This window comes from Sediminimonas sp. (assembly GCF_024637375.1).
Lineage (GTDB): Bacteria > Pseudomonadota > Alphaproteobacteria > Rhodobacterales > Rhodobacteraceae > Sediminimonas.
In genome coordinates, this window is sequence record NZ_JAGXFK010000051.1 from 23,403 (window position 1) to 49,376 (window position 25,974).

At 64.5% G+C, this 25,974-nt stretch carries 16 protein-coding genes and 1 tRNA gene; 4 read left to right on the forward strand and 13 right to left on the reverse strand.

Annotated elements, in window-relative coordinates:
- Positions 1–7: 7 nt before the first annotated feature.
- A complete protein-coding gene (locus Q0L89_RS08005) occupies positions 8–553 on the reverse strand; it encodes a component of SufBCD complex (RefSeq protein ID WP_296763669.1) in 546 nt (181 codons plus the stop codon).
- A 118-nt stretch (positions 554–671) separates the two neighbouring features.
- On the opposite strand from Q0L89_RS08005, the gene hemB reads away from it, so the two are divergent.
- Positions 672–1,679 carry a porphobilinogen synthase gene (gene hemB / locus Q0L89_RS08010; protein ID WP_296763825.1) on the forward strand — a complete coding sequence of 336 codons (1,008 nt, stop codon included), beginning with the start codon at positions 672–674 and terminating at the stop codon, positions 1,677–1,679.
- A gap of 145 nt (positions 1,680–1,824) precedes the next feature.
- Positions 1,825–2,385: a YSC84-related protein gene (locus Q0L89_RS08015; RefSeq protein ID WP_296763670.1), complete on the forward strand. Its 561-nt coding sequence runs from the start codon at positions 1,825–1,827 to the stop codon at positions 2,383–2,385.
- A 34-nt stretch (positions 2,386–2,419) separates the two neighbouring features.
- Here Q0L89_RS08015 and Q0L89_RS08020 read toward each other — a convergent pair whose 3' ends face one another.
- From Q0L89_RS08020 to Q0L89_RS08030, 3 genes are read right to left on the reverse strand one after another with little or no spacing between them, the layout of a single operon-like run.
- On the reverse strand, positions 2,420–2,899 hold the full coding sequence (locus tag Q0L89_RS08020; RefSeq protein WP_296763671.1) for a DUF2948 family protein: 480 nt from the start codon (positions 2,897–2,899) through the stop codon (positions 2,420–2,422).
- Positions 2,896–4,164: a UDP-N-acetylglucosamine 1-carboxyvinyltransferase gene (murA, locus tag Q0L89_RS08025; protein ID WP_296763673.1), complete on the reverse strand. Its 1,269-nt coding sequence runs from the start codon at positions 4,162–4,164 to the stop codon at positions 2,896–2,898. The genes Q0L89_RS08020 and murA overlap by 4 nt, the downstream gene beginning before the upstream one ends.
- On the reverse strand, positions 4,164–4,355 hold the full coding sequence (locus Q0L89_RS08030; protein ID WP_296763674.1) for a hypothetical protein: 192 nt from the start codon (positions 4,353–4,355) through the stop codon (positions 4,164–4,166). Before Q0L89_RS08030 ends, murA begins: the two co-directional genes overlap by 1 nt.
- An 87-nt stretch (positions 4,356–4,442) precedes the next feature.
- On the opposite strand from Q0L89_RS08030, the gene Q0L89_RS08035 reads away from it, so the two are divergent.
- Together Q0L89_RS08035 and Q0L89_RS08040 are read left to right on the forward strand one after the other, a co-directional pair.
- Positions 4,443–4,517 (forward strand) — tRNA-Thr (locus tag Q0L89_RS08035).
- Between the two features lie 149 nt (positions 4,518–4,666).
- The gene (locus Q0L89_RS08040) at positions 4,667–5,863 is read left to right on the forward strand and encodes a site-specific integrase (protein ID WP_296763676.1); all 1,197 of its coding nucleotides are present in this window, start codon (positions 4,667–4,669) and stop codon (positions 5,861–5,863) included.
- On the opposite strand, the gene Q0L89_RS08045 is transcribed toward Q0L89_RS08040, so the two are convergent.
- The 9 genes from Q0L89_RS08045 to Q0L89_RS08085 form a co-directional block, all read right to left on the reverse strand.
- Positions 5,864–6,940: a reverse transcriptase/maturase family protein gene (locus Q0L89_RS08045; RefSeq protein ID WP_296763677.1), complete on the reverse strand. Its 1,077-nt coding sequence runs from the start codon at positions 6,938–6,940 to the stop codon at positions 5,864–5,866.
- Positions 6,941–7,206: 266 nt separating this feature from the next.
- Positions 7,207–7,584 carry a diversity-generating retroelement protein Avd gene (gene avd, locus Q0L89_RS08050; protein WP_296763679.1) on the reverse strand — a complete coding sequence of 126 codons (378 nt, stop codon included), beginning with the start codon at positions 7,582–7,584 and terminating at the stop codon, positions 7,207–7,209.
- 37 nt (positions 7,585–7,621) lie between these two features.
- On the reverse strand, positions 7,622–8,662 hold the full coding sequence (locus Q0L89_RS08055) for a hypothetical protein (protein WP_296763680.1): 1,041 nt from the start codon (positions 8,660–8,662) through the stop codon (positions 7,622–7,624).
- Positions 8,662–8,991, reverse strand: a complete 330-nt coding sequence (locus tag Q0L89_RS08060; protein WP_296763682.1) for a hypothetical protein — start codon at positions 8,989–8,991, stop codon at positions 8,662–8,664. The genes Q0L89_RS08055 and Q0L89_RS08060 overlap by 1 nt, the downstream gene beginning before the upstream one ends.
- A gap of 13 nt (positions 8,992–9,004) precedes the next feature.
- Positions 9,005–9,664, reverse strand: a complete 660-nt coding sequence (locus tag Q0L89_RS08065; protein WP_296763684.1) for a hypothetical protein — start codon at positions 9,662–9,664, stop codon at positions 9,005–9,007.
- A 12-nt stretch (positions 9,665–9,676) separates the two neighbouring features.
- Positions 9,677–10,864, reverse strand: coding sequence for a hypothetical protein (locus Q0L89_RS08070; RefSeq protein WP_296763685.1), 1,188 nt, complete (start codon positions 10,862–10,864; stop codon positions 9,677–9,679).
- Positions 10,861–11,442 (reverse strand): holin family protein, encoded by a 582-nt coding sequence (locus Q0L89_RS08075; RefSeq protein ID WP_296763687.1) that lies wholly within the window; start codon positions 11,440–11,442, stop codon positions 10,861–10,863. Before Q0L89_RS08075 ends, Q0L89_RS08070 begins: the two co-directional genes overlap by 4 nt.
- A complete protein-coding gene (locus Q0L89_RS08080; protein WP_296763688.1) occupies positions 11,433–12,065 on the reverse strand; it encodes a holin-associated N-acetylmuramidase in 633 nt (210 codons plus the stop codon). Before Q0L89_RS08080 ends, Q0L89_RS08075 begins: the two co-directional genes overlap by 10 nt.
- Before the next feature lie 87 nt (positions 12,066–12,152).
- The gene (locus Q0L89_RS08085; protein WP_296763690.1) at positions 12,153–25,970 is read right to left on the reverse strand and encodes a PLxRFG domain-containing protein; all 13,818 of its coding nucleotides are present in this window, start codon (positions 25,968–25,970) and stop codon (positions 12,153–12,155) included.
- Positions 25,971–25,974 lie beyond the last annotated feature (4 nt).

Consider the following 25,974-nt stretch of genomic DNA (forward strand, 5'->3'; position numbering starts at 1 on the left):
GCGTGCTTCATCCCAGCGGTTTGAACAGGATTTCGGGCAGGGTGGCCGTCAGGTTCTGGTACATCCCCCACATCGCGGTGACGAAAATGGCGATCATGCCGATCACCTGAACCGCCAGCCGGTGCAGGCGTATCCGGTGGCGCAAGTCCGCCCCGCTCAGCCCGGCGGCACGGATGTCGCGCGCGGCGCGCACGCTCAGCCCCCCCACGAGGCTCACCGGGAACGCCAGCAGGAACAGAGCCTGCATGAACTGCAGGTCATAGCCAAAGCCGCCCGCCCCCAGGACCGTGAGCACGAAGCTGACCAGCCCCACCAGCCACAGCCCCGAGACATCGGCGATGTAGAGCAGCCGGTTGACGTTGACGCGGACGATGTCCTCGAGGTCTTCCTCGGCCTGGCCGCCGAAGCGCGCGGCGCGCAGCACCATGTCATAGGGCACGCCCAGCACCCAGTGGCTGGCCGAGGACCACATGACCGCCAGCGCGATCCAGAACCAGAGGTTCGAAAACGATCGCATGTCGATCAACTCGGTGAGAAGTTCAAACCAGTTCAATCGTCTACCCCTGCCGCCCGATTGCGCCTAGATAGCGCCCCATGGCCGCAATTCCTAGCCTTGAGCGGAGCGAATTTCCATGCAACTTATGCATACCCATCGCGAGGAATACACCATGATCACCCCCACCCAGGCCACCTACCCCGCAGCACGCTTTCGCCGCGCCCGGCAGTCCGCCGCCAGGCGGGCGCTGACGCGCGAGACGGCGCTCGGCGTCGGCGACCTGATCTGGCCGATCTTCGTGTGCGAGGGCAAGGACGAAACGCAAGCCGTGCCCTCGATGCCCGGCGTGGTGCGGCGCAGCGTCGACCTGGCGGCAAAGGCGGCGCGCGAGGCCGCCGATCTGGGCATTCCGGCGATCTGCCTGTTTCCCTACACCCCCACCGACAAGCGCACCCGCGACTGCGCCGAGGCCTGGAACCCCGACAACCTGAGCAACCGCGCCACCCGCGCCATCAAGGACGCGGCCCCCGACATCGCGGTGATGACCGATGTCGCGCTCGACCCCTACAACGCCGACGGCCATGACGGGTTCGTGCGCGACGGCGAGGTGGTCAACGACGAAACCGTCGCCGCGCTGGTGCGCCAGGCGCTCAGCCAGGCCGAGGCGGGCGCCGACATCATCGGCCCAAGCGACATGATGGACGGCCGCATCGGCGCCATCCGCACGGCGCTGGAAGAGGCCGGCCACACCAACGTGATGTTGCTGAGTTACGCCGCGAAATATGCCAGCGCCTTCTACGGCCCGTTCCGCGACGCGGTCGGCGCCTCGGGCGCGCTCAAGGGCGACAAGGCCACCTACCAGATGGACCCGGCCAATTCGGACGAGGCGCTGCGGCTGGTGGCGCGCGATCTGTCCGAGGGCGCCGACATGGTGATGGTCAAGCCCGGCCTGCCCTACCTGGATATCTGCCGCCGGGTGAAAGACAGTTTCGGCGCCCCGACCTATGCCTACCAGGTGTCGGGCGAATACGCGATGATCCGCGCCGCCGCCGACAATGGCTGGATCGACGGCGAGCGCGCGATGATGGAAAGCCTTATGTGTTTCAAGCGCGCCGGCTGCGACGGCATCCTGACCTATTTCGCGCCCGAGGTGGCGCGGCGTCTCGGCGGCGGCGGGCAGTAATCTGCGCAAACCGGCCCCCCGCCGCGCAACGCGCGTGACAGCGCCGCGCTGCGCGGGTATGGTGCCCGCACGCTCTTTCTTCGAAGCTGGGCCCAGATCCGGCCGGGGCGCGCATGACAGGCAACAGATGACAGGCAAAACCGACATGACACAGATTTCCCGGCGCGCTTTCGCGCTGACCTCGCTGGCCGGCCTCGGCGCGCTTGCCGCCTGCGGCAACGGCATCGGCAGCCGCGGACCCAGCATTATCGACGCGCGGGTCCGACAGACCCTCGACCACCTCTATTCCAACTATCCCGCCACGCGGGAGCTTCGCGACGACTCCGAAGGTCAACTGGTGATGCCGCTGATTACCGAGGCGGGCTTCGGCTTCGGCGGCGGCTACGGGCGCGGCGCGCTGCAGGTCGACGGGACGACGGTGGATTACTACTCCGCCACCAAGGGCAGTTTCGGCCTGCAGATCGGCGCCCTGCAATACGCGCATGTGCTGTTTTTCATGACCGACGAGGCGCTCATGCGGTTCCGCCGGTCCGAAGGCTGGGCCGTGGGCGGCGACGTCAAGTACGCCTTCAACGACGTGGGCGAGAACCTGCGCGCCGAAACCACGACGATTACCGCGCCGGTTGTGGCGGTGATCTTCGGGCAGGCCGGGCTGCAGGTCGGCGCGACGCTGGACGGCGTGAAATACACCCGCATCATCCCCTGAGCCGCCGGGCCGCGGCGCGCGGGCATCGACCGGGTCAGGCGTCGTGAGCCGGCGCCTTGCCCGATGGTGCAAGGTAAGGGCGCGTGACATCGCGCAGGCGCAACTCCAGCGCCTCGACATGCAGCCGGATCGCGCCGTCGCCCGCCAGCGTCAGCACCACATGCCCGGCGGCATCCTCGCCGGGCTGCCAGTCGATCGCCAGCAACGACAGCACCAGGTCCGGATCGCGCCGGTCGAACCCGGTCGAGGCCACGCCAAGCACGTTTTCGACCGCCAGCACCGATTGAACCCGCTCGAACGGGCGCTGACGGCGCTGCGCGGCGGGCTGATCCTCCCAGCGGAACCGGTTGAGCAGCAGCCCGAAGCGACGCTCGGGTTTGCGCCAGGTCATCTCGGTCGCCGGGAACACAGCATCCTGCGCCAGCGCCGAAATCACCTCCAGATCCTCGGCATCGAACGCGCCCAGGTTCAGCGGCGCCTCGCGGGCGTCCTCGAATCGTGCATCTTCGCTCATGGTTGACTGACCCGTTCTATTCGCGCGCCGACGCCGCGCAGTTTCTCTTCCACCCGCTCGTATCCCCGGTCGAGGTGGTAAACCCGGTTGACGGTGGTCTCGCCCTCGGCGGCCAGCGCGGCCAGGATCAGCGACACGCTGGCGCGCAAATCGGTCGCCATGACCGGGGCGCCGCGCAATCGCTCGACACCGGTGACCGTGGCGGTGCCGCCCTGCACGTCGATCTGTGCCCCCATGCGCGCCAGTTCGGGCGCGTGCATGAAGCGGTTCTCGAAAATCCGCTCTTCCAGCACGCTGACCCCGTCGGCGGTGCACAACAGCGCCATCATCTGCGCCTGCAGATCGGTGGGAAAACCGGGGAACGGTTCCGTTACCACGTCGACCGGGCGCACGCGCGCCTCGCCGCGGCGCACCGTCAGCCCGGTGCCGGTGTCTTGTACCTCGACCCCGGTTTCGCGCAGCTTGTCCACGAACGCCTGCAACAGCTCCGGCCGGGCGCCGGGAAACGCGACTTCGCCGCCGCAGACCGCCGGCGCCAGCATGTAGGTGCCCAGCTCGATCCGGTCCATCACCACCCGGTGCGTGGCGCCGCCCAGTCGCTCGACCCCCTCGATGGTGATCTCCGAGGTGCCTTCGCCCTCGATCCGCGCGCCCATGGCCCGCAGGGAGCGCGCCAGGTCGGCGATCTCGGGCTCGCGCGCGGCGTTGCGGATCACGGTGGTCCCCTTTGCCAGCGTCGCCGCCATCAGCGCGTTCTCGGTGGCACCGACCGAGACGACCGGGAACGCCACCTCGCCCCCCTTCAACCCGCCGGGGGCGCGGGCATGCACGTAGCCGTCGCGCAGGTCCAGCTCGGCGCCCAGTGCCTCCAGCGCGCGCAGGTGCAGATCGACCGGCCGCGCCCCGATCGCGCAGCCGCCGGGAAGCGACACCACCGCGTGCCCCTCGCGCGCCAGCATCGGACCCAGCACCAGGATCGAGGCGCGCATCTTGCGCACGATGTCGTAATCGGCGGTGTGGTTGGTGATCTCGTGGCTCGACAGCGCCAGAACCTGGCCATCCTGCAACATGCTGACCTCAGCACCCAGAGATTGCAGCAACTCGGCCATGGTGCGGATGTCCGACAGCCGCGGCGCGTTGGTCAGGGTCAGCGGCTCGTCGGTCAGCAGCGTCGCCGGCATCAGCGTCAGGCAGGCGTTCTTGGCGCCGGCGATGGCGATCTGCCCCGTCAATGGGCCGTTGCCCGTCACCACGATCGAATCCATCAGCCCTGCCCCTTGTCGTTGTTTGTGCCGGCCCGCTCGGCCCCAGGATCATCCGCTGGCGCCGGCTTCGCGCCGCGGGCGCGTGCCTGCGCCTTGCGCCGGGCCATATTGGCCTTGAGCGCCGCCTTCAAGCGATCTTCGCGCGATGCGCCCGCTGCGGGCGGCGTCTTGCCGTCTGTCTTGCGTGTCATGACAACCCTCTTACAGCAGCGCCGAAAAACCGTCCAGATTGGGCTTGCACCGTGACCCGATTGCGTCTACTCACCCGCCGCATGCGGGCTGCTGTAGCTCAGAGGTAGAGCACTCCCTTGGTAAGGGAGAGGTCGAGAGTTCGATTCTCTCCAGCAGCACCATACACCCATCTCTAACTGTTGCATCACGTCGCAATTACCCCTTATGTTGCAGGAGGTTTCACCGTTGCCGCGTCTCACCATGTCGCTACATGTAGCAGAGCAGCGCGCGCAAAATGGGGGACTGAGTGTGGGACTGAGCGGGGACCGGGATGCGCAACAAGCTGACCGCGATTGCAATCAAGAAGGCGCCTGACGGCAAGCTGGGTGACGGCGGCGGCCTGTCGCTCATCAAGAGCGGCAGCGCGGGCAAGTGGGTCTATCGCTATACCCACCTGGGGCGGCGGCGCGACATGGGGCTCGGATCGTGGCCGGATCTTCCGTTGGCGGAAGCGCGGCGCCAGCGCGATCATTGGGCGTCTGTCGTTTCGGCCGGGAGTGATCCCATCGCGGCGCGGGAAGCGGAGCGTGCAGCACAGAAGGCCGAACAGGACCGCGCCGACCCCACATTCGCGGATATGGTTCAGATCGTGTTCGAGGCCAAGCAGGCCGGCCTGCGTGGCGGCGGCACCCGCGGCCGCTGGCTGAGCCCCCTCGAACACCACGTTATCCCGAAGATCGGGCGCAAGCGCATGTCTGAGATTACCAGAGGGGACGTCTACGACGCGATCAAGCCCATCTGGCGGGACAAGCACCCCACGGCCATGAAGGCGGTGCAGCGCACGCGCATTGTGTTCACCGAGGCGCGCTACATGGGAATCGACTGCGACCCCTTCACCGTCGATGCTGCGAACCGGATGCTGGGCGAGGTCAGGCACCAAACGAAGCACATAGCAGCGACGCCCTGGCAGGATATCCCGGCCCTATGGGATCGCCTCAATCCCGAATCGGCGGCCGGGCTGTGCCTGCGGTGGATGATGCTGACGCTTGTGCGGTTCGACGGGTGCCGCGCTGCTCGCGTATCCGAGGTGGATGGCGATATCTGGATCGTGCCCGCCGATCGGGTGAAGGGGCGCGAAGGCAAGGCCAGGGAATTCCGCGTGCCATTGTCGGGGCCCGCCCTTGAAATTGTCGAGGAAGCGCGCGCGGCCGGGCATGACCTGCTGTTTGCCGGACATCGCGGTCAGCCCATCACGTCACGCGCGGCTGAGAAGCATCTGGATCGCTTGGGCGAGCCGGGGCGGCCCCATGGGTTTCGCACCAGCTTTCGCACATGGGTCCAGGATACGGACGCCTGCCCCTGGGAGGTGTCGGAAACGATCCTCAATCACAGCATTGGCTCGACCGTCGAGCGCAGCTATGCGCGATCAGACCTGCTTGAGCGCCGGCGGCCTGTCATGGAGGCGTGGGCCGGGCACATCGTCGGCGGCGAGCGCGGGGTTGTCGATCTCGATTCCATGCGCAACTGATCACGTCCGGTCTCTCGACCTGCTCAGCGGCGGCGGCACGAAGGCAACGCCCCCGAGCACCTTGCGCCGCAGGTTGTAGGTGTCGGCGTGGCGCGCATGGCCGATCCAGCTCATGATGACCGGGTCGATCTCGTCCCAGCTGATCAGGCCGCGATGATACTGCGAGGCCATCCGTTTCATCTTGCGGCGCATCCGGTTGATGCTGTCTTTTCGCAGGGCGCGGTGCGTTGGCCATATGCGGTAGCCGAGAAAATCCAGGGCGCGGCCGCCCTCTTTCCTGACTGGAAATATCTGCGTTTTGGAGTTGGTGCGCAGACCGAGTTCTGCCCACAGGAATCCTTCGATATCCCGCCTGGTCTCGTGCAGGTGATCCTTGTCGTGGTGAATGACGACAAAATCATCCATGTAGCGCACATAGCGCGGCTCGCGCAGCGTGTGCTTCACGAAGTGATCCATCTCGTTGAGGTAGACGTTTGCGAATAGTTGGCTTGTCAGGTTGCCGATCGGGATCCCGCGCGGCATGAGCGCGCCGTCGTCGGCGCTGCTTCCGATCACCTCTTTCAGCAGCCACAACGTGTCCGGGCAGGCGATGCGCCGACCCAGGATGCGCACGAGCGGGTCGTGGCACACCGATGGAAAGTATTTCGATATGTCGGCCTTGAGTGCAAACGCTTGACCGTGCTCCCTGATCGTCTTTCTGAGGTAGCCCTGCACGGTATCGGCGCCCTTGTGTGCGCCCTTGCCATGCCGGCAGGCAAACGACTGGTCGATGAACCGCGCTTCGAATATCGGCTCGATGACACTGATCAACGCGTGCTGCACGACGCGATCCTTGAGCGGCAGCGATGCTATCTCCCGGCGCTTGGGTTCGTAGACGTGGAATCGGTGATAGGGGCCGGTGCGATATGTCTTGTGGATCAGGCTTTCCTGTATTGCGATCAGGTTGGGTTCGAGGTCGGCCTGAAAGGTTGCCACGTCGCGCTGGCGGCGACGCCCTTTCGCCGTGCGCTCCCATGCGCGCACAAGCGTCTCGAAGCTGATGATGTCGGGCCACAGATTTCGGAAGGTCTTAGCCATGATGGGGCGGCCGGGACGAGGGGTCGCCTGCGTGGCTACTGCGACGCCCCGGCCTGTTCATGTTTTTCGGCACTTGGCCGAGGATTGCGGGTCCTTTCGAGGGTGTTCTGAGCCGCCGCCCTTGAGCGACGGTTTTCTGACGGTCCCCGGAAGCGGGGCGAAAGCCGATGTTCGAGTTCGAGTTCGACCGGGCATTGTTCAGGTTCAGGGCAAAGACCCCGGCACTGGCGCCATTGTTCCAGTTGCCACCGCGGATCGGCAAACGCTCATGCATGGCCCGCACCCCTTACCAGCGACTTGAACCAGCCGCCGATCATGCGTCCGACCTCGTCTATGTGACGAGACCAGGTCTCATATTTCTTGATGTCGATATACCGCAGCGTGAAGGACGTTCTGACCTGTGAGCGCAGCAGGTCCAGCTCGGCGTCCAGATCCTGCATCGTCGTCTTTTTGTGATACCGCTTGTTGCAGATCACGATCAGGCGCAGCACACCCCACATCGCCTCGCGAATCTCCGCCGCCAGAACATGTCGCTCGAACTTCGGAAACTGCCGCAGGGCCACATAGCCGTAGGCGATCATTTCCTCGCACTTCTGTCGGATTTTCAGGTCTTCCAATTTCAGCCTATCACGGTATGGGCCCACGCTATCGCGCGGGCCTCAGATTTCAGGGGGTCGGATTTCAGATTACGAAAGCGGGGCGAAAGCCGATGCCCGAGATCGAGTACGACCGGGCAATGTTCAGGTACAGGGCAAAGACCCCGGCACCGGCGCCATAGCTCCAGTCGCCACCGCGGACCGGCAAACGCTCCCCGGCCACGTTGATGTAGAAGCGGTCGCTCTCGATCGGTGCACCCGGCTGTATCAGCCCGTATTGCTTGAGAATCTGAAGCGCGGCCGTGGACACCGAGTTCGCCGTCATCGTGGAAAACGCCGCGCCGGAGCTGCACACCAGCGTGCCGGCCGCCGTGCCGGACGTGGCGTAGTGAACGGTGCCTGCGGTGCCGGGGGCGACCAGCGCGCCCGTGGCGGCATCCACCGCCTTCCAGGGTCCGCTGGCGCTCAGGTCGGTCGCTGACAGGACGGCATCGTTGTCCGCGATGATCTGGATTTCTCCGTCGACGATGCGCATGCCGGGCGCCCATTCCCACACATTGCCGTTGAGAAGCTGCACGCCCCACGGGGTTGGCGGGTAATTCCAGGTCACCGGGCCGCTGCCTGCGCGGATCACCGTCGTCGTGCTGCCGTCGCCGGGGTCGCCGTTGTCGTCGACGCCGAACTCGGTGTCGTCGTTGTAGGCCCTGCCAGAATCATTATTCCCGCGCGGGAACCGGAAATCCGCACGCGCTTTCAGCGCGAGCGCCGCATACATCGGATTTGTCGCCACGCAGAAGCCCGCGCCGCTGTTGCGTGCCAGCGTTACGGCTTCGTCGTGGTCGATGCTGGTGCGCGGCACGAGGCCCGCCTGCGACACCATCTCGCCGCTCACCTCTGCCGCCGGGTGTACGCCGACCAAGATTTCATCCTTCGTCACGCCGTCAACGACGAAAGCCGGGTGCACGCCGGATCCTAGGCTCGCGTCAAGATCCTCGACGAGGAACTTCCGCAGCCGGTAGAAGTAGCTGGGCTGGCCTTTCGTCGTGAAGCGCACGGTCATGTCGCCGCCCGACATGGTTTCGACCTGCTTGCGCAGATCGGCTTGAATATCGACGCTGACGCTCATCATACTTCTCCTGCTGTCGGATCAATCGGCGGATTTGCTGTGGCGAGATACGCGGAATAGACCAGCGCGTAGATTTCGCCCTGCGTTGTGGTCTGGCCCGTGTCGGCGCCGGTTTCCGGGTCGATGATCGGAATGACGGCGGCCGGATCGAATGCCAGTGGCAGCGGGGATGCAGGCATGTGCATGACTTGCCCCCCGTCCGTGCCGATGATCGTCTCCTGATGGAACGTCACTCGTGGCGTCTTGCCAAGCTGGTTGTCGATGATCACCTGCGGGCAGCGGGTGAAGCTTTCTCCCGCGATCGGTGTTTGGTTCAACTTGTAGGACATGATGATCTCCTGATCAGGCTTGTGTTACGGTGCCGTAGACGGTGAGACCGGCGGATGTGAAGCGGACCACCTCTGTCCCGCCGATCGCAATGGACAGGGTGTCGGCGGCGGATGAATAGATACCGACCGTCCCGATGCGCAGCGCCGGGGCGTCAAGCGATCCGCCGGTCAGTTCGGTGCGACCGCCGTTGACTTGATCCGATACTTGGCCCAAGGCGGCCGCGAGGTTGAACAGGGCCAGCGTGGTGATCGTGTTCGCTTCCTGTGAGCCCGACAGGCGCTCGATTTCGCGGTATGCTTGCCCGAACGCCGCGGAGAGTGTGCCGAGACCACCGTCAAGTTCTGGCAGGCCGGGAGCTGCAATGCTGCCAGTCACCTTGACTGTGTCAAACACTGGATCAGTGCCGTAGGCAACTTGTTGGGCGTCCAGCAACGCCTGCTCGGCGCCGTCCTCGTGTTGCGATGCCAGCAACGCATCCGCAGAAGTGCTGCTTGCATGACCCTGGGCGGCGTCACGGTAGGTCAGCGCGGTGTCACGGGCGGCCTGGGATGCATCACGGGCTGCTTGGCTGTCGGTTACCGAGGTGTCCAGCGTGGCTTTCTTCACGTTCACAGCAGCCGTCAGGCTGTCGACCGAAGTGGTCAGATTGGCAACTTCTTGTTCAACGGTCATGATCGGGTCTCCTTACGAGAAAGCGTGCGCGTCGATGTAGCGGGTCTGGCTGTTGGTGAAGGCTGTGGCCATCTGGACGAGTTGGGGAGCGATGCTGTCATGGATCGCCTGCGTATCGTCCCGGTAGCCAAGGGCGGCCGTCTCGCTGGCCGCGGCATTGGTCTCGGATGTGGCAGCGCCGGTCTCAGCGGATTCCGCCGCGGTTTGCGCTGCCGCAGAAGCGGTCTGCGCTGCCTGGGCTGCATCTTTTGCCGCAACTGCGCCCGTCTCGGCAGTCTCCGCCCCGGTTCGCGCTATCTGCGCATTGGTCAAGGCGGTCTCGCTGGCAACCCGCGCAGTCTCCGCGTCGGTGGCTCTCTGGTCTGCCGTGATCGCGCTTGTATTCGCAGCGCTGGCATCTGCGGCAACACCAGACTCTGACGCTGCCGCTGCTGTAGCGCTGGCCGATGCCTCCCCGGCCTTGGTTGTGGCGGTGGCTTCCGCGGCCTCTGCGGCGGTTTGCGCATTCTGGGCGTTGAGCCTGTGGCCCGACGCCGAGTCCCGCGCGGCCTCCGATGCAGCCTGAGCCGTCTGGGCCCCCGTCTGAGCGGCCTCCGCTCCGGCCTGCGCGTCAACGGCGGCCACTTTTGCGGCGCTTGCTGCGCTCTTGTGCGCGTCAGCCGTCGTGGAGTGGGTGAAGGCATTGGACTCGGACTTCTCCGCCTCGCTCGCCGCCGTTTCGGCCCGCGTCGCGTCCGTGGCCGCCGATTGCTCGGACAGCGCAGCGTTGGCGGCGGCCGTCTCGGATGCGGTCTTTGCGGCCTCGGCATCACCCTTGTAGATGTTGGTCGTATCTCGCGCCGCGCGGGCGTCGATAACCGCCTGCTCGGCTGCATTGACGCTGGGCGGTGGCGGCAGATCCATGGATTGCGACAGATAGGCGGTCGCGCTTTCAGGGACGGTTGCGAAGATCGACTGGCTGAACCCGCCCGCCTGCCACACGACCAACACGCGATAGCGTCCGGGCGTCAGGTCGATCGAGAAATCACCGTTGTCGTCCGATGTGACCGTGTGCCCGCCGGTCTGGTTCGCGCTCGGCAGGACAATCGCATCGCCGTCGGCGCCGATCTTCTGCGGATGCGGTGTGAAGGTCAGCGTTACCCCGGATTGCGCGCCGAGGCCGACGTCAACGGTGCTGCCCGTGATGGTGCATACGCTCATCGGCCGGACTCCCTGCGCCAATCTCGAACTGCCGGGTTATCACTCGCGGCGCTTTCTACGGTTTCCAGGGTTACCTTGGCGTCAGATCCGGTATCGGCGGCGCCCGGCGTGTCGCTGTTCAGGGATCGCAGCGCCTCAATATCCTCGACCACCTGCGGGGTTCGCGCGGCGACGGCCGCCATCGCCTTCCCGGCCTGTAGGTGCTTGGCAGAATACCTCGCGCCGAAGTAAAAGGTGATGATCGCGCCCAACAGGAGCCACAACTGGTCAGGCACGAGCGCAAGGCCGCGCATCCGTGACGAAAACCACACGGGATCGACCATCGCCGCAACGAACAGACCGATCGTCCCAAGCGCCATTGCGGGACGCGGGATACGGTTGATGCCGTCGATCAGGCTGTTGAACCACCCGCCGGAGTTGTCGAACTCGGCCGCCATCTGTTCGAGCGCGGCGCGCTGTGCGCCTGCCTCGCGCTGATCTGCGGCCTCCGCGTTCGGCCGAAAGGTCTCGACCGTTTCGGTGATGACGTTGCGCCCGCCGCCGAACAGCGCGCCGATAAGTTTTCCAATCAGCCCCATGCCTTTACCCTTTCCTCAAACTCCGCGGTGCTCAGGTGAAAGCGCGGACTGATGAAACTCTCCGCCCGCCTGATCCAGCCGCCTTTGCCGCCGACGCGGGTGCGGGCGTACTTGCGCGACGCCGGCCGGCGGTCGGCCAGCCGCAGGTAATAGTTGCGCCGGGCGATGCCGTAGGCGTCTACCAGGCGGTCACCGGCCTTCTCGAACGCCCGCGCAACAGCGGCGGCCGTGTTGGGCCCCAGCGCGCCGTCCACCGTGACCGGCTCATCAAATTCCGCCAGAAGCCGCTGGAGGATGCGCACGGCGTTGCCGCCCGCGTTGACCTGCATGTCGAACACCGTCGCCTGCAACGGCTCGGGCAGCAGGTTGATCCGCGGCGCCTCGAAGTAGTGTTTGATGAAGATGTCGACGGCCTGTTGGCGCGTCAGGGCGCGCACGTCGGCCACGTCCACGTCGCCGTCGCGATCCAGGTCAAGCCCCAGCCTGCGCATGGTGTGGATAGTCACGCCATAGTTGGTCGCGCCGCCCGGATCGTCGGGGTCGTTCACAAACCCGCCCTCGCGCGAGACGATCTCGCGGGCTATCTCGGTGACGCTGGGTGAGGATCGGACATGCGAACCCATTGAAAACCTCGTTTTCTCTGCGGGTCGCACATCATGCGCGGTGTTGTGGAGCCACCATTACCACATCTTGCGGCAATGGTGAAGCCGTCAATCGTAGATCGGATCGCGCGTCGTGCTGCGGATCGTGTAATCGAGGCGCGGGTTAAGTTGGGCACCCTGCACATTGCGCTGGCTCGCGCGCATACCGCCCCGGATCGACTGCTTGAGCGTTTGCACCGTGATCGGATAGGTCGGGTGCTTGCTGTTGAAGTCGACGATCAGATCGACAATGGCCGGCGTAAGCCCGTCGCCTTCGCGGCGCGACTTGCGCACAGCGGCCAGGATATCGCCCCGCTCGTCCATGATCCGCCTTTCTCGCGACTTCATGCGCGAGTTCAGGTCGTAACGCTCGGACAAGCGCGCCGGGGTGAAGCCCACTGCCTGTGCCAGAAGCTCGCCGACCCTGAACTCGTCAATGATTGGATCGCCCCGGTAGGTCTCCGCGCCCTCGACCCAATAGCGTCCCGTCTGCATGATGTCGTTGATGAACTTGGGCGTCATCTTCTCGACGCCTCTCCAAACCTCGCCGTCCTTAACCATGCTGACGCCGCGCCAGATGTTTTCCCCGATGCCCGGCACTGCGCCCAGCATCTGCCGAATCCAGTAGTTGTATTCTTCTTCGCCTTCCAACTCGCGCCAGGGCTTGCGGAACCACAGTTCCGGCATGCCGATCCGGTTGGTCAGGTCAATTCCGGCCCAATAGCCGGGGGCGCCGTTCAGAATCATGCCGGCCGCATCCTTGGGAAGGTAGTTGAGAAGCGCCGTCTCCATCGCTTCCTCGACATCGTCGGACCCGCCCGAGAAAAACAGCCCCAGAAGCCCCGTGATCAGCGCATAGCCCCAGGTGCCCTTGACGCCGGCGTGGAACATCATCGAACCCGTGATCCCGGCCAGTTGCGCCATCGCTTCCTGCCGCTCGGACTTCGTCTTGCCTCGCATCATCTGATGCGTGTCGCGGAAAAGGCGCCACAGCATGTTGATCTGGAAGTTTCTGAAAACCATCGCGACGCGCATGTAGTCGTTCTGCAAAAGGCGTGGCCTGGCGGTATTTTGGTAGTCGAAATGCGTCTTCCAGGTCAGGTCACCGGCCTTCTGAATTGCGGCCTCCCGGTCCAGTCCCTTATCTTTGGCCATGCGGTATGCGGCGAGGAATGTCACCTCGCGGTTCATACGCTCAGCGTGGTGGAAGAACCAACTGACCTTCTCCATGATCATCGTGCGCGTGGCGCTATACTCCACCCCCGTCTCGCCGACACCGGCCAGATCGTGCGACTGGCTCTTGTCCACCACGCCGCGGCTATATGCATCGTGCATGGCAGCGCGCTCGTCGTCGGTCAGGCGCGAACTGTCAGCCGCATGCCCCTTGCCGGTGGTGAAGTCGGCCATGGCGCGCGTCAGTTCCCTGGCGGCCTTCCTGATCCCGCCCTTGCCATAGAACGCGCCGAGTATCGGCGTGCCCACAACGCTGGTCTGGGACACGTTCACAAGAGCGGCAGCCGGCGTCATGCCGAGGTAGTAGACAAACGCCGCCGAGGTCGCGCCCTGCGCCCACGCGGCGCCCTGCGGGTTCATCACATACTCGTGCCGGCGATCCATTTCACGCACGACAAGCCCGTCGCGCACCGGATCATCGGAGCGGCGCGCCTCGTCTGCGGCGACTTCCAGCGCCTCACTCATGTCGAGGCTGTATTTCAGGCGTGCAAGCTGGTGCGCGCCGTGAAACATCTGGGTGCCGAAGGCGCGGAATGCGTCACCGGAATAGCCTGGCGTGCCCTTCCGGTGCATGCGGTTCTTGCGCAGCGACATGTCGGGCAAGGTTTCCAGCCACCGCTGCCAGATCGCGTCCATCACTGTGTTGTCGGCGCTGATTTCCGACAGCAGCCCCTCGACATCTGCGACAAAGCCGGGGTCGACCATGTCGCGCATGTTCGTCTCGCTCATCACCCCGACTTCGACGTCGTAGCCCTCGCGCCGCATGCGCGCGGCTTCTTCCTGCTGATCTGCGACCTTCTCGAACTTCGAGAAACTCACGATCTTCCCGCTCTCGTCGCGCGAGGTCACATAGAGATCACCGAACCTGGACAGCGGGAAGTACGGCCCCTCGATCCTGTTGCTTTCGAACTTCTTGCGCAGCTGGGCGATGCGCGCTTGCTTTGAAAGGCGCGTCCTCAACTTGGCCTTGCTCAAGGCGGCGTTGGCTTCCTCGATGGCTTGATCCTTCTCCGCCCCATCGAGCCCGTCGTCCTTGATGCGCTCGATTTCGCGTTCGTGGGCGCGTTCTGCGCGACGCACAGCCACGGTCATGGCCTTTGCCGCCTGTTCCTCGATCGCCTTCTCGAACTGCTCGGCCAGTTTGCGATATTCATCGCGGACAGTCCTGAACATGGCCTGGAATTCCTGCGGCAGGCTGTCAAACGCCTCCCGAAGTCTCGCGTAGTCAGCCTTTCGCCTGATTTCGCGGTTCTGGCGCGCCTTGGCGGCCTTGTAGGCGACGCTGTTCGGGTTGTGCGTCTCCAGAATCTCGCTGTCGCGCGCCTCGACGACGCTCATGTAGGGCTTGGATGGATCTTGCCCGGCAATCGTCGAGTCGTGCATCAGGTCCATCATGCGCGCGTTGTTCGGCCTGTCTCCGCGCTTCCAAATCTTGTCGCCGGATATCAGGCGCCGCCATTTCTGCGCGATCTCGTCCGTATCGCCGTGGCGCTCGTTGCGCAGTGTGTCCATGGCTTCTTTCAGACGCAGGTATTTCTGCGCCGAAGGCAGGTTCTTGCCGAGTTCGGTGAACAGGGGGCGGCCGGGAACAAGCGCCAGGGCATTTGCGCTGTCGCCGGTCTTCATCCCGGCCATCGCCTGCGTCATGATGTTGCCGAGAAGTTTCTTGCGACCGCGTTCCGCGTTTGCGTCATAGACGGGTTCGACGTTTGCCGGATGCGCCGGATCGCGCCGACTGGCTCGCATGCCGCCACCCCCGCCGGGTCCGTCCGGACCGCGCCCGCCGACCTCGCCGCCGTTGATGCGCCCGAACACGTCCGCGGCCGTGTCCGCCCCGCTCAGCCGCAGCGCCTTGGTGATGGCTTGGATCACGTCGCCCAGCTTGGCCAGCGCGCGCCCGACCGGGGTTGCCGTGTCGCGCTTTGCGCCCCACTCGCGGAACATTTCGGCGACGACTTCCTCGATCTGCGCGGTTGCGTTCAAATCCGGATAGAGCCGCTTGATCTTGTCGCGCAGGTGCTTGTTCGCAGGGCTGCGCGCCGCGCGCACCAGCGTTTGCCATTCCGCCTTCGTGAACAGGCCATGCGAACCACCCCACAGGCTGGAGTCGCGCAGGGCGTGGATGATTTCGTGACGCAGCGCGCCAATGGCGCCGCCGACCCCGGTTGCGTCCGAGGCCACGCCGATCGTCTCGTCGAGGAAATACCCGTCGAGCGCAGACATGCCCGGATAGTCCGCGTCGATCGGCCCATCCGACACTCGCAGCTTGATCCGCGACGACAGGCCGACGCGCTTCAATTCAGCCCGCAGGCGCCCCTTGAGCCCGCGCACCTCGGCGGGTTCCACCACCGTGCGCTTGACCGGTTCGGGCGCGATGGCTACGTTGAGGGTGTCGGGGCTGACTTCCAATACCGGGTCGATGTGCGTCTCACCACGCCTCGCCGTCGATTTCTTCGAAAATCGGGCCCCGACACTCATATCCTTTGAGAGATCGTAGTGCATGCGGCCGTTGGAATCCTCGCGCACCGTAACCACAACGTCCTTGGGCTGACCTGCCAGCATCACCCGCGCGGCAAACTTGTGTACTGCTTTCATCTGCTGGCGGCCGTAGATGTCTGGCATGGTGGACACCAGTGTGCCGTGTGTCATGACTTGCTCCAGCGCCGGAATCAGTCGCACAAGATCCTCGCCCTTCGCGTTGACGCTCTTGGCCGCACCCCGCCGGGTAAAGCCGATCTCCCAGCCCGTCTCACGGTTGGTGATGCGCTTGCCGACCAGGTTGTCGCGATACCATCTGATGCCAGCGGCGCGCAGCGCGCGCATGCCGTCGCCCTTCGGCTCGATCTCCTTGCCGGTCAGGGATGTGACGGGCTCGCGCCGCGATGCCTTCGGCGCGGGCTTGTCGGCGTCGATGATTGCCTGAGCTTCATTCTTGTGGGCATCGGCAATGAACTCCGACCCAAGGCTCATTTCGTATTCAGACAGAACCTTGCCCAGCACATCGCGCGACTCGATGGACTTCTTGAACGGCCCGGAGCGGGTGGAAAAGTCGCCCAGGATTTCGCGCACCGTCGGGTTGAAGATGTACGGTTTGTGGCCGCGCTTCTTGTCGATCCTGATTTCAAACTCGCCGCGCGAGCCGGGCGTGCGCTGCACCGTCATGACCTCGTCAGCCGTTTTCAGCAGCGCCGGCGCGTTCGACGTGCCCGCCTCGCTCACGAACTTGATGGCCTGATCGACGCTCGTGAACGAACGCGGCGCATCGGCCATCGCCTGCTCGGCAGAAAAGTCCTTGGGAAGCATCAGACCTTGATCGAGAGACCCGTCGTCTCGGCGGAACATCACGATCTGGCCGCGCCCCTTGAACTTGGAGAAGGCGTTGATGACGTTGCCGGTCACGACCTCACGCTTTTCGCGCGCCTCGGCCTGGCCATTTTCGAACGCTTTGCGCACTGTTTCTTCGCGGGCTCCGGTGATCGAGTAGTCATCTGCGTCAGCGTCGGTGAGGCGCGACATGGATACCGTGATCTGCCGCCCCGGCGATGCAAGCGCGATCCTGACGCTGATCTTCGACGCCGCTGTCGGGTTGTCGGATACCCTTGAGAGGTCGGCGCCAAGTGCCATGGCGTAGACGGTATCCTGCGTCTGACCGTTTTGCAGGAACGACACCATCATAGGGCGACCGGGCGCAAACTGACTGATGGCGCTCTTGATGGCGCGGAACTTGTCTTGCTGGGTGGCGGTCGCCGCGTCGTGTCGGTTTATCAGGTCGGCCACCTTGTCCTTCTGCTTTTCGGTCTTGGCTTGTTTTTGCCGCTCGACAAGTTCCTCCCGGCGCTTCTTGTTGGCGTCGATCATGTCGGAATAGAGCCGGTCCATCTTTTCAATCTGATCGTCGACATGTGCGTCGATGCTCTTTCCGGCGCGCGCTTCGGCTATCAGTTCATCCAGCTTTTCGGGCGTGTAGGGCTTGCCCAGAATCTTGGCGTCGACCGCCTCCAGAATGGTGTCCCGGCCGAACGCGCTTTCCGGTGCGACGCCTTCTTCGATCACCTGTGACGACTCGGTTTTCGCGTCGATTTCCACGACCTTCGCTTCCAGGTCGTTCGCGCCGATGCTGTCGAGTTCGTCGATGTAGTTCTTGTATGCCTGCTCGATATCGACGTAGATTTCTTCCGTCCGCTTGGGCCCCAGGACAATCAGCTTGCCCGTCAATTTGGCCGCGATACCACCTGATGCGCCGGCGGTCTTCGGCGCCGCAACGCCCGTGGCGACGCTGACGTCGGGGTTATCGAGAAGATATTGGCGAACAACCTTGTCGCCATGCTTGTTCATGAAGTCCGGCGCATCCTCCATCGTCACGGCGGATTTCTTGTTGGCCGTGGTCGAGGCGTTCAGGCTCGCCAGCTTTTTCATCAGCAGCGCGGCCGGTCGCTTTTCGACTGCCAGATCAGAGACCGAAATGTAATACTCTGGCAGCTTGGTCTGGCCGGTCCTGTTGATCCGGCCCAGCATCTGCATGAACACGTCAATGTTGTTGTCGGGCTGCAAGATCAGCATGGCGCGCACCTTGCCGTCGTTATCCGCCGCATCGGTCGCATGCATGGAAAAGCCAGTTGCGCCCGACCTGTTGATGATCAGGCCATCATACTCGCCGCTGTTGTAGCCGTTCATGGTCCGCTTTTTCGACGCCTGGTCGTTCTTGCGCGTCTCCAGAACACCGTTGCGGATTTGCTTGCTTCGCCCCGTGATTTCACCGACGTTGATGCCGGCCGCCTCCATCTTGTCGCGGATCGCGTCGATGGGTGAGCCGGGAAGGTCGCCCAGGTCGATTTCCGCGATCATCTTTTCGGCGGCGCGAACCTCGTCGAGGGCAATTCTCCCGCCAAGCCGCTCGATATCGCCATCGGTCAGGAAGTAGTACGACTTGTTCTGGTCCTCATCCTTGATCGTGATCCGGCGCAGCCTGTCGAGATATCTGCGCAGAATCTCGTTGAACGGAACGTCAAGGCTGTCACCGACCGACAGGTCGCGATCATTGATGTAATCCTCGACGATCGAGGCGTTCGTGTTCGACAGCGCGATGATCGGTTTCTTGCCCTGCTTGAACAGGTCGATTGCACGATCGGCAACCTCACCGGTCTTTACGGACAAAAGGAGTTGGGCAACCACGTTGTGCATGGTCGATGCGAAGTTGGTCGACGACGCGCCGGCTTCGCCTATGGCTGCATCACGCGCAGCGCCGGAGCCCTCGGCCATGAGTTCCTCGGCATAGGCTTCGCGAATTCCCTCCATGAAGCCGCTGTCGAGTTTGAAAATCTCGCGCACAGCCTTGGCGCCGTTTTCAGCGGCAATGGGATCGCTGGACAGGACGTCCATTTCCATGCTGATGCCTTCATAGGTCCGCTCACGGCGAACATACTGACCGTCCTGCACCAGCGCCGCGCTGATGACCTGCTGCATGGGGACGCCGCCCTGCTCGACAGCCTGCTCAAGCTTCTCCGCGCTTGGCAGCGCATTGCGCAGGTTCGTCGACGTGTAGAGCGACATGACGGCCGAGTTTTTCGCGAAGGTCGCCGACGAGAACATCTTTCCATTCGGAGACGCCGCCAGAAGCTTTCGAATGAACACGGATCGAGGCTCCGGGTCTCCTTCCTTCTTCGGCTGTGCATTTGCGGTCCCGCCGGCTTCATGGCTTTCGTCCAGGATGAACATCGCGTTCGGCGCGATCGACTGCATGGCGCGCATGCGGTTCGTCACATTGCCTTTGTCCGTGGTCATCTGGTCGTAGGTCGTGAACAGGACGCGCTTACCCTCCGGCAAAGATCCTTCGCGCAGCATGGCGCGAATCCATGCGTCCTGCTCCGCGCTCGTTCCCGAAGAAATGGTATCGCCCGACTTGGAACTGACCGGCACCGCCTTGCCGGCGCGCAGACTGTTGTTCGTGACCATCACCTCGGACTGGATGTCGCCCATGCCGATATCGCGCAGATCGCGCATCATGTCCCCGTAGAGGCCGGGGTTGACCGTGAAAAACACCGGCGTCTTGCCCTGACGCAGCGCGTAGCGGATCATGCCGGCCACGATCCGGCCCTTGCCGACTCCCGTCTGGTCGCCGATGATGAAACCGAGTCCGTCCCCCACATTGTCGATTGCGAGCGCAATGGCGTCGACCTGCTCGGCCGAGAAATAGCCGCGCTTTTCGGGCGTTCCCAGCATATCGTCGACGTCATAGTCGAGTTCGCGCGCGACGAACTGGTCGATATCGCCCACCCGCGCTTCAAGCGACCCAAGCGCCCGCCCGACCGAGTCGGCAACATTCTTCGGGACAAGGGTGCCGACCGCGAATTGAGCGTTCGACCGCGGCGTGTATTGGACCTGGAAGTCGGTTTCGGCTTCGGTATTGTTGCGCTCGACCTTTGCCCGAGTGTCCTTGGGCTTTACGGCGTCGGGTAGATCGCCGCGAGAAGGTCGTTGAACTGCATCAGGCTGAGCGGTTCCCGCGTCTCCGGTTCTTCCTTGATTTTCTCCGGGTTGATCGGGAACAGATGAAGGTTCAGCCCCTGCGTCCTGAGCGTTTCGGACCGCCTCGCCAGCATTTCCGGTATCTCCCGGTCGCTGCTGGGCGTCAGGCCGTCCCATTTGGACATCCGCTCCTGCGCCATCGCCCACGGGTCTCCGCCCATTTCCTTGGTCTCGCGCACCATCCGGGCGAACCGACGCCTCAGATGATCCAGATACTGTTCCTCGGTCAGTGGTTTGCTGGGGGGGGGCATCAGAACCCCCGCTATCCGCGGATCGCTGTCCCCTGGGGTCCAGGCTATCTTGCTGTCCATCAATCCGACCTTTCAGCTGATCCCACGCATTATACAGCACAGGCGCCTCTTTCATAGGCAGAGATTTTCCGCTCTTGCCGCGCCCCTCGATCACGACGACGTCGACAGGCCACCCCGCGCCTTGCCGCGAATACATGTCGCCGTCGAGCGTGAAGTGCTCGGTCACGTTGTAGTTGTCGTATAGCTTCTTCCAGAAGGCGCGGCGCTTGGGCGCCCGGTAGCCGGTCTTGCGCGCGTCAGCGTCGCCCTGGTGGCCGCCGACGATCAACACGGCGCGGCCATCGTCCTTCATCGCGGACAGGGCACGCATCGAAATGGCGTGGTCAATCTCTCCGGTCGTGCCGGTGCTACCCTCGAACGCCCACTCCTTGTTGCGGCCGTCCTCGCCCTTCACTTTGCCGAACGGCGGGTTGGCAATGACAGCATCCTGACCGTTCGGCGGAGTGTCCTCCATCGCATCGGTCTGGCGAATGTCGCCCTCGCTGTAGAGGCGTTGCAGCAGGTCGGATCGGCTGCCCTGCAATTCATTGGCCGTGACGTTGGCAGGCGTGGCTTCGATCAGCAACATGCCGGTGCCCGCGCTCGGCTCATAAACGCTGGACTGCGCGTCGATCCCCGCGAGGCGGGAGGCCAGATAGGCCATCGGGGCCGGTGTCGAATAGGCTTGATACTGGATCGACGACGATGTGCGCTGCGCAAGCTTGGGCTGGCGCTTGTAGAGCGCGACCAGTTCATCGAACTTCTGCGCCTCGGTCTTGCCGGTGCGCACGATATCGCGCGCCGCCTGCACAACGCCACTCTCCATGGCTTCCTCGACCATCTTCAAGTCGGCTTCGCTCAGGTCGCGGCCAAGAAACTCGGACGCCTCTTTGCGCGCGGCAACGATGGTCGAGTATTCAGCGCCATCGCCAAGCCGCTTCTGGAAGTGCTCGGCCAGCCGCACGCTTTCAGGGCGGGTGGCCGCTGCCGGCTCCGGTCTGGCTCCGGTCTGGCTCCGGTCTGGCTCCGGCTCCGCCGCCTGCTTGTCGCGCATGTCGCGCACGATCTGCATCACCTCTGCCGACGATTGCATGTCACCGACGTCCTGGCCGTCGAGATCCATGTCGTCGCGCAGTTGGTTGTAGGCGTTGCGCGCCACCGGCTGGGCCTGCTCGAAGGTCAGCCCGGCGCGATCCATCAGCGCCTTGATGAAGTCGGAGAACTGCCGGCGACCGGCGCGGATGTAGAGACGCCCGATCTTGTAAGCGAGTTCGACAAGCTTCGGGTCAAGCCCGCTGCTCGTCTGGTTCTTCATGATGCCAGACAGTTCCGCTTCAAGCGCGGCCAGTTCCGCGTTTTCCTCGGCGGTAAGGCCGCTCATCCCCTCGGGGGCGGCGCTTCCCTGACTCGGCGCTGGGTCTCCCGTATTCTTCTTCGTCGCAAGGTCGCGGGCGCGCTTTATTGCTGCGGCCTCTCCATCCGACCCTACAGCATAGGCAATGCCACTGAACCCGGCGCGCCCCACGCTGTCACGGACCCCCCAAACAATGCCGGCAACTGGAATTTTACGGCCGCCTACAGTGACGGTCCTGGCAAAGTCTTGTGCGGGCGGCGGCGTTTCGCGCCATACCCTGAACTCGCCCATCTCAAAATCCTGGAAGGATGCGCCATCCAAAATGCCGGACGCATCGTCAATCGCAAGACCTCGCCGCGTTGCAAATTCCACATGTGACGAATTGGCTTCCTGTTGCGTCACCGCCTCACCCTGCCCCGCCTCGGGCTCAGTGGTGGGTGTGGGGGCGTCACGCTCCGCGTCCTCCTGCTGGGGCGCGGCGTCGGGCCGGGCGCTCTTTTGCTGCGGCTCGCCGCGCTCCGCGGCCTTCTTCCCGTCGCTCCCGACCAAGTTCACCATCACGCGCGGGACGGTAGGCTGATCCGGCGCTGTCGCAGCGGCCTTGCTGCCCTCGTCATATCCGGCCAGCCAATCCTTCGCGTTTTTGCCACGTTCATTTGTGAAATATGACGGTAGTTCACGGGCTTCCCCGCTTTCCCCAGCCTTGCGCCCCGCAGCGTAATGAGGCCCCCGGTCGTCAGTTGTGGTGATGCGCCCTGTTGCGGCCTCCTTGTCCTGCCGCTTGGCCTTGGGCGTGATCGGCTTTTTCGTGTCGCTCTCCAGCCACGCATCGAACTCTGGAACGCTCATCTTGCGAATGCCGCCCAGGCGCTGCTGTCCCTTGCCGTCGCTGAACCCGGCCTTGTAGGTCTCGGCCGCCTGCGTCGCGTCATTGAAGCCCAGCATCACCTTGTGCTCATCGAAGCGCCCGGTATCCGCGTCCATCTGATCCACCACCCAGACCGATTCAGAGTCCGGGTTGTCGCCCATGTAGAAATCGACGTGATCGCCATCCGCGCCCTCGGTGCGAAGGATGCGGCCGTAGTGGGCGGGCATTTCAACTTCCCACGCGGTTTTCCCATCGGGGCCGACCTTGCTGCGTGTCGATCCCTTGCGGTTCTCGATGGACAGGGTTCGACCTTGCCATTCGGTCTTTCCGGTCTTGTAGTTTTCGGCCTCGGCCTGTGCCGGCGTCGGGTTGGGGTCGGTTTTCGCGGCCGCCGCCTCGATCTCGCCCTCCTGCCCTTCGCCACGCTCTTTTTCTTTCGCCTCATTGCGGCGACGCTTGCGGTCCTTGCGGATCGCGGCGCGCACCTTCTCCTGATCGACGTCGGGCTCGCCTTGGAAGATCACCCGGCCATCGGGATCGCGCACCGTGGTCATGTCCGCGTCGCGTGTGTCCTGGTAGCCGTCCTTGGTGGTGTGGATTTTGCCCGTCGGCTTGGCCGTCTGCTCTGGAGCGAACATGTCGTCCTGCGCGCGGGCGCCGTCGTCGAACAGCCCGCCCTCCGGGGGCGCCTCCTGACCGCCGCGCATGGGGCGCTGTGTGCCAGCCTGCGCGCGGTCGCCATCCGTCACCGGAGTAACGCCGGGGATCAGAGATTGATCGCCTTCGGGGGTGCGCTCCGTGGCTGAGGCACTCTGGTCGTCCGCGGTTACTTCAGATCGAGCAGCGGCTTCTTGCTCTCCAAGTGCGCCAACATCTTCAACTGACGCTCGGCCTCCGCCTTCTCGGCCTTGCTGGCCTGCGGATTGTCCAGCGTTGCCTGCGCCTTCTGCCGCGTCTTGCTGCTGACGCGCTCGCGGAATGTCTTGCTCGCCGAACGGGGGAGCGGAATCCGGGTCTTGCCGGGTGTCTGCGGTCGCTGGGCCATCTTCAACCTCTCGTTCGAGTATTCTCCATAGCACATCTTCGACGATGCCGCCATCGCGCTCAAGCGTGTCGAACGCCTCCGCCCGCTCGGCGTCGGTCAGAGAAAATCCGCCTTCAACCTCTGTCTGGCGAAGGCTGGCACCAATGGTGTCGACGCGCTCGTCCGGCGTTGCGAAGTCGTGTTCCGGGTGCGGGATGATCAGGCCGAAGTCATTTATTTGGTTCTGGTCCGCCTCGATCAGTCCGGTCTCGTCGACGTCGATGCCTTGCGCGCGCGCCTCGTCGGACCACTGGCGCGCTTCTTTCTCCTGTTGCAGGTCGCGCTGCGTCTGGTCCTGCACCGGCTCGCCGGCGGCCTCCCTGGCGATCGCGTCAATCACGCCCTGGCGGGACAGGTATTCGCCGTCGCGGCCAACGATATCGGCATATTCGCCCCAATCGCCGGCCACCAGGTTGTCGACCTCTTTCGCGCCGCCATGGCGGAACAGACCCGGCATGCTTTGCGGCGTTACGCCGATGTGGTTCAGTTCGCGAGCGAACTCCGAGTCCGGGTCGATCCCGCCCAGGCGGCTATTGATCAGGTTGGTAAATGGCCGCTTTTGAAGCCGCACGGGGCCGCTGGGCGCCCTGCCGGCCATCGTGCTGGCGTTCCCGCCGGCCGATGTCCCGGTGTCGGCAAAGAGGGGCGTCGTATCCAGCGGCGGGCGCTGCGCAGCGCCTTTCATGCGTTCTTGCAGGATTTCCGCCGCCATGGCCTCGGCCTGGTCGCGGGGGGTGTCCTGCTCAGCCATTATATCCGACGCCAGCCCTTCCATCTCATCCGGGTCGATGCCATCAGGAACCGCAGCCGCCTGCATTTCCTCACGGCGCTCCTGGATCGGATCGCGTGCCGTGATTTCGATCTCGCCGGACGCAATCTGGTCCGGGGATACCAGAAGCGGGCCGTCCTCGCTGTTGAGCATCAGCCCGTCGGCCGTTTCCTCGACGAACTCGGCGTCCATCGTGATCCCGTCCGGCGTGGTGATGCGCACGCGCGCGCCATCTGTCAGCCCGCTGGAAAGGGACGGCCCGGCGCGCTCCGCGGCGCGGCTCAGGGGGCCGGCCGGCGGGGCTTCTGGTGCGGAGGGGAATTCCGGCAGTGCGTCGCCGTCCAAGTCATCGTTGGGCGCCGGCTCAGGCGCAGGTGCAGGGGGTTCGCCGCCGGGTGCGGGTTCATCGTTGGGCCCGGCGTTGCGCGGCGCAGTGGGGGCGGGCTTCGGATTAACCGGGCCGCCATCGCGCCCGCCTTCCATGTCGCCGCCGTCCGCGTCGCCTCCACGCATGGAGCCGACGGCGCCAGCGCCGCCGCCAAGAACCGCGCCGACAAGGGCGCCCTCGGTCGCGTTTTCGGTCCAGCCGCGATCCGGGTCATAAAGCTTCTGCGCCACCACGTTGTTCGCAACGGTCGCAAGGTATTCCTGCGCCGCTTCCTCACCTGACCCCTTGGCAATGTGGATCAGGCGCTTCATCACGCCGTTGGTGATCTTTTTGCGAAACGACGGCGGCAATATCTTGAGCGCGCGCGCCAGCGGGATCATTTCGGTCGCGCCGATCGTCATGCCAATCTTGGATGCCTGCTCCGCAACTGCCTCGTCGGCGCCGGCCTCTTTCGCTTCCTCATAGAGTTGCCGGGCGTTCATCCCCATGCCGGAAACCGCCGCGCCGGCGCCGGCTGTCGGCAGGCCGGCGACGCCCATACCGGTCATGTTGCCCGCGCCGCGCGCCACCTGGCCCCAGAATGACTGATCGCGCTCGTCAGGCGCGCCGAGCGTGCTTTCGGTCGCATCAAGGACGGCTTGGCCGCGCTGGAAGCCCGCGGTCTCGGGAAGCGTTTCCGCGCCCATCGTTTCGGTTGCCTGGTTCTGGCGGATTTGCGCCTCAAGCTGCCCGATCTGTTCCTGGACGTAGGCGCGTTCCTCGTCCGACGGCAGGTTTGGCAACTCTGCCTTGAGCGCCTCGACCTGCTGCCTCGCATTGTCGATGCGCTGGCCGGCCTGCTCGCGCATGTTGCGCGCGCCCTCCAGCTGCGACCTGCCGGCTGCGTCCTGCGTGCCAGCCACGGCGTCGGCCGCGCCTGCGGCGAACTGCTGCCCCCGGCGCTTCATCAGGGATCCCGCGCCCTCGCCTTCGAAGACGTCGCCATCATCGCCGGGCTGCGCGCCGCCCTGCCCATTCAACGCCAGCGCCCGGTCCACGATCGCATCGCCATCATCGCCAAGAAGCGACGACATGGCCTCGCGCATGGGGGCGCCCTGCTGCAACTGCTGGCCCAGCTTGGTTGAAAATTCCTGCGACACGCGCGCGGCGGCAGTGGGGTCTTCCACCTGCGCGCTCACGGCTTCCTGGAACGCGGCGACGATGTTCGGCGGAACCTGCGTGGCGGCGGCGATTTCGGTGGGCTTGAGAAGGTCTTGCCGGGGCGCGGTGGCGGGCTTTTTCTCTTTTTCGCGCTGCTGGGTCGAGAAGATCGACTTCGGCTTGCGGCGCTCAAGGGTTGCTTCAACGGGGGAATAGGCAAAGACGTTATCGGCCACGGGC

Coding starts and splice junctions, on each gene's coding strand:
- Q0L89_RS08015 (WP_296763670.1), top strand. CDS start 1,825: ATGACACAGATTTCCCGGCGCGCTTTCGCGCTGACCTCGCTGGCCGGC.
- Q0L89_RS08020 (WP_296763671.1), bottom strand. CDS start 2,899: ATGAGCGAAGATGCACGATTCGAGGACGCCCGCGAGGCGCCGCTGAAC.
- murA (WP_296763673.1), bottom strand. CDS start 4,164: ATGGATTCGATCGTGGTGACGGGCAACGGCCCATTGACGGGGCAGATC.
- Q0L89_RS08030 (WP_296763674.1), bottom strand. CDS start 4,355: ATGACACGCAAGACAGACGGCAAGACGCCGCCCGCAGCGGGCGCATCG.
- Q0L89_RS08040 (WP_296763676.1), top strand. CDS start 4,667: ATGCGCAACAAGCTGACCGCGATTGCAATCAAGAAGGCGCCTGACGGC.
- Q0L89_RS08045 (WP_296763677.1), bottom strand. CDS start 6,940: ATGGCTAAGACCTTCCGAAATCTGTGGCCCGACATCATCAGCTTCGAG.
- Q0L89_RS08055 (WP_296763680.1), bottom strand. CDS start 8,662: ATGAGCGTCAGCGTCGATATTCAAGCCGATCTGCGCAAGCAGGTCGAA.
- Q0L89_RS08060 (WP_296763682.1), bottom strand. CDS start 8,991: ATGTCCTACAAGTTGAACCAAACACCGATCGCGGGAGAAAGCTTCACC.
- Q0L89_RS08065 (WP_296763684.1), bottom strand. CDS start 9,664: ATGACCGTTGAACAAGAAGTTGCCAATCTGACCACTTCGGTCGACAGC.
- Q0L89_RS08070 (WP_296763685.1), bottom strand. CDS start 10,864: ATGAGCGTATGCACCATCACGGGCAGCACCGTTGACGTCGGCCTCGGC.
- Q0L89_RS08075 (WP_296763687.1), bottom strand. CDS start 11,442: ATGGGGCTGATTGGAAAACTTATCGGCGCGCTGTTCGGCGGCGGGCGC.
- Q0L89_RS08080 (WP_296763688.1), bottom strand. CDS start 12,065: ATGGGTTCGCATGTCCGATCCTCACCCAGCGTCACCGAGATAGCCCGC.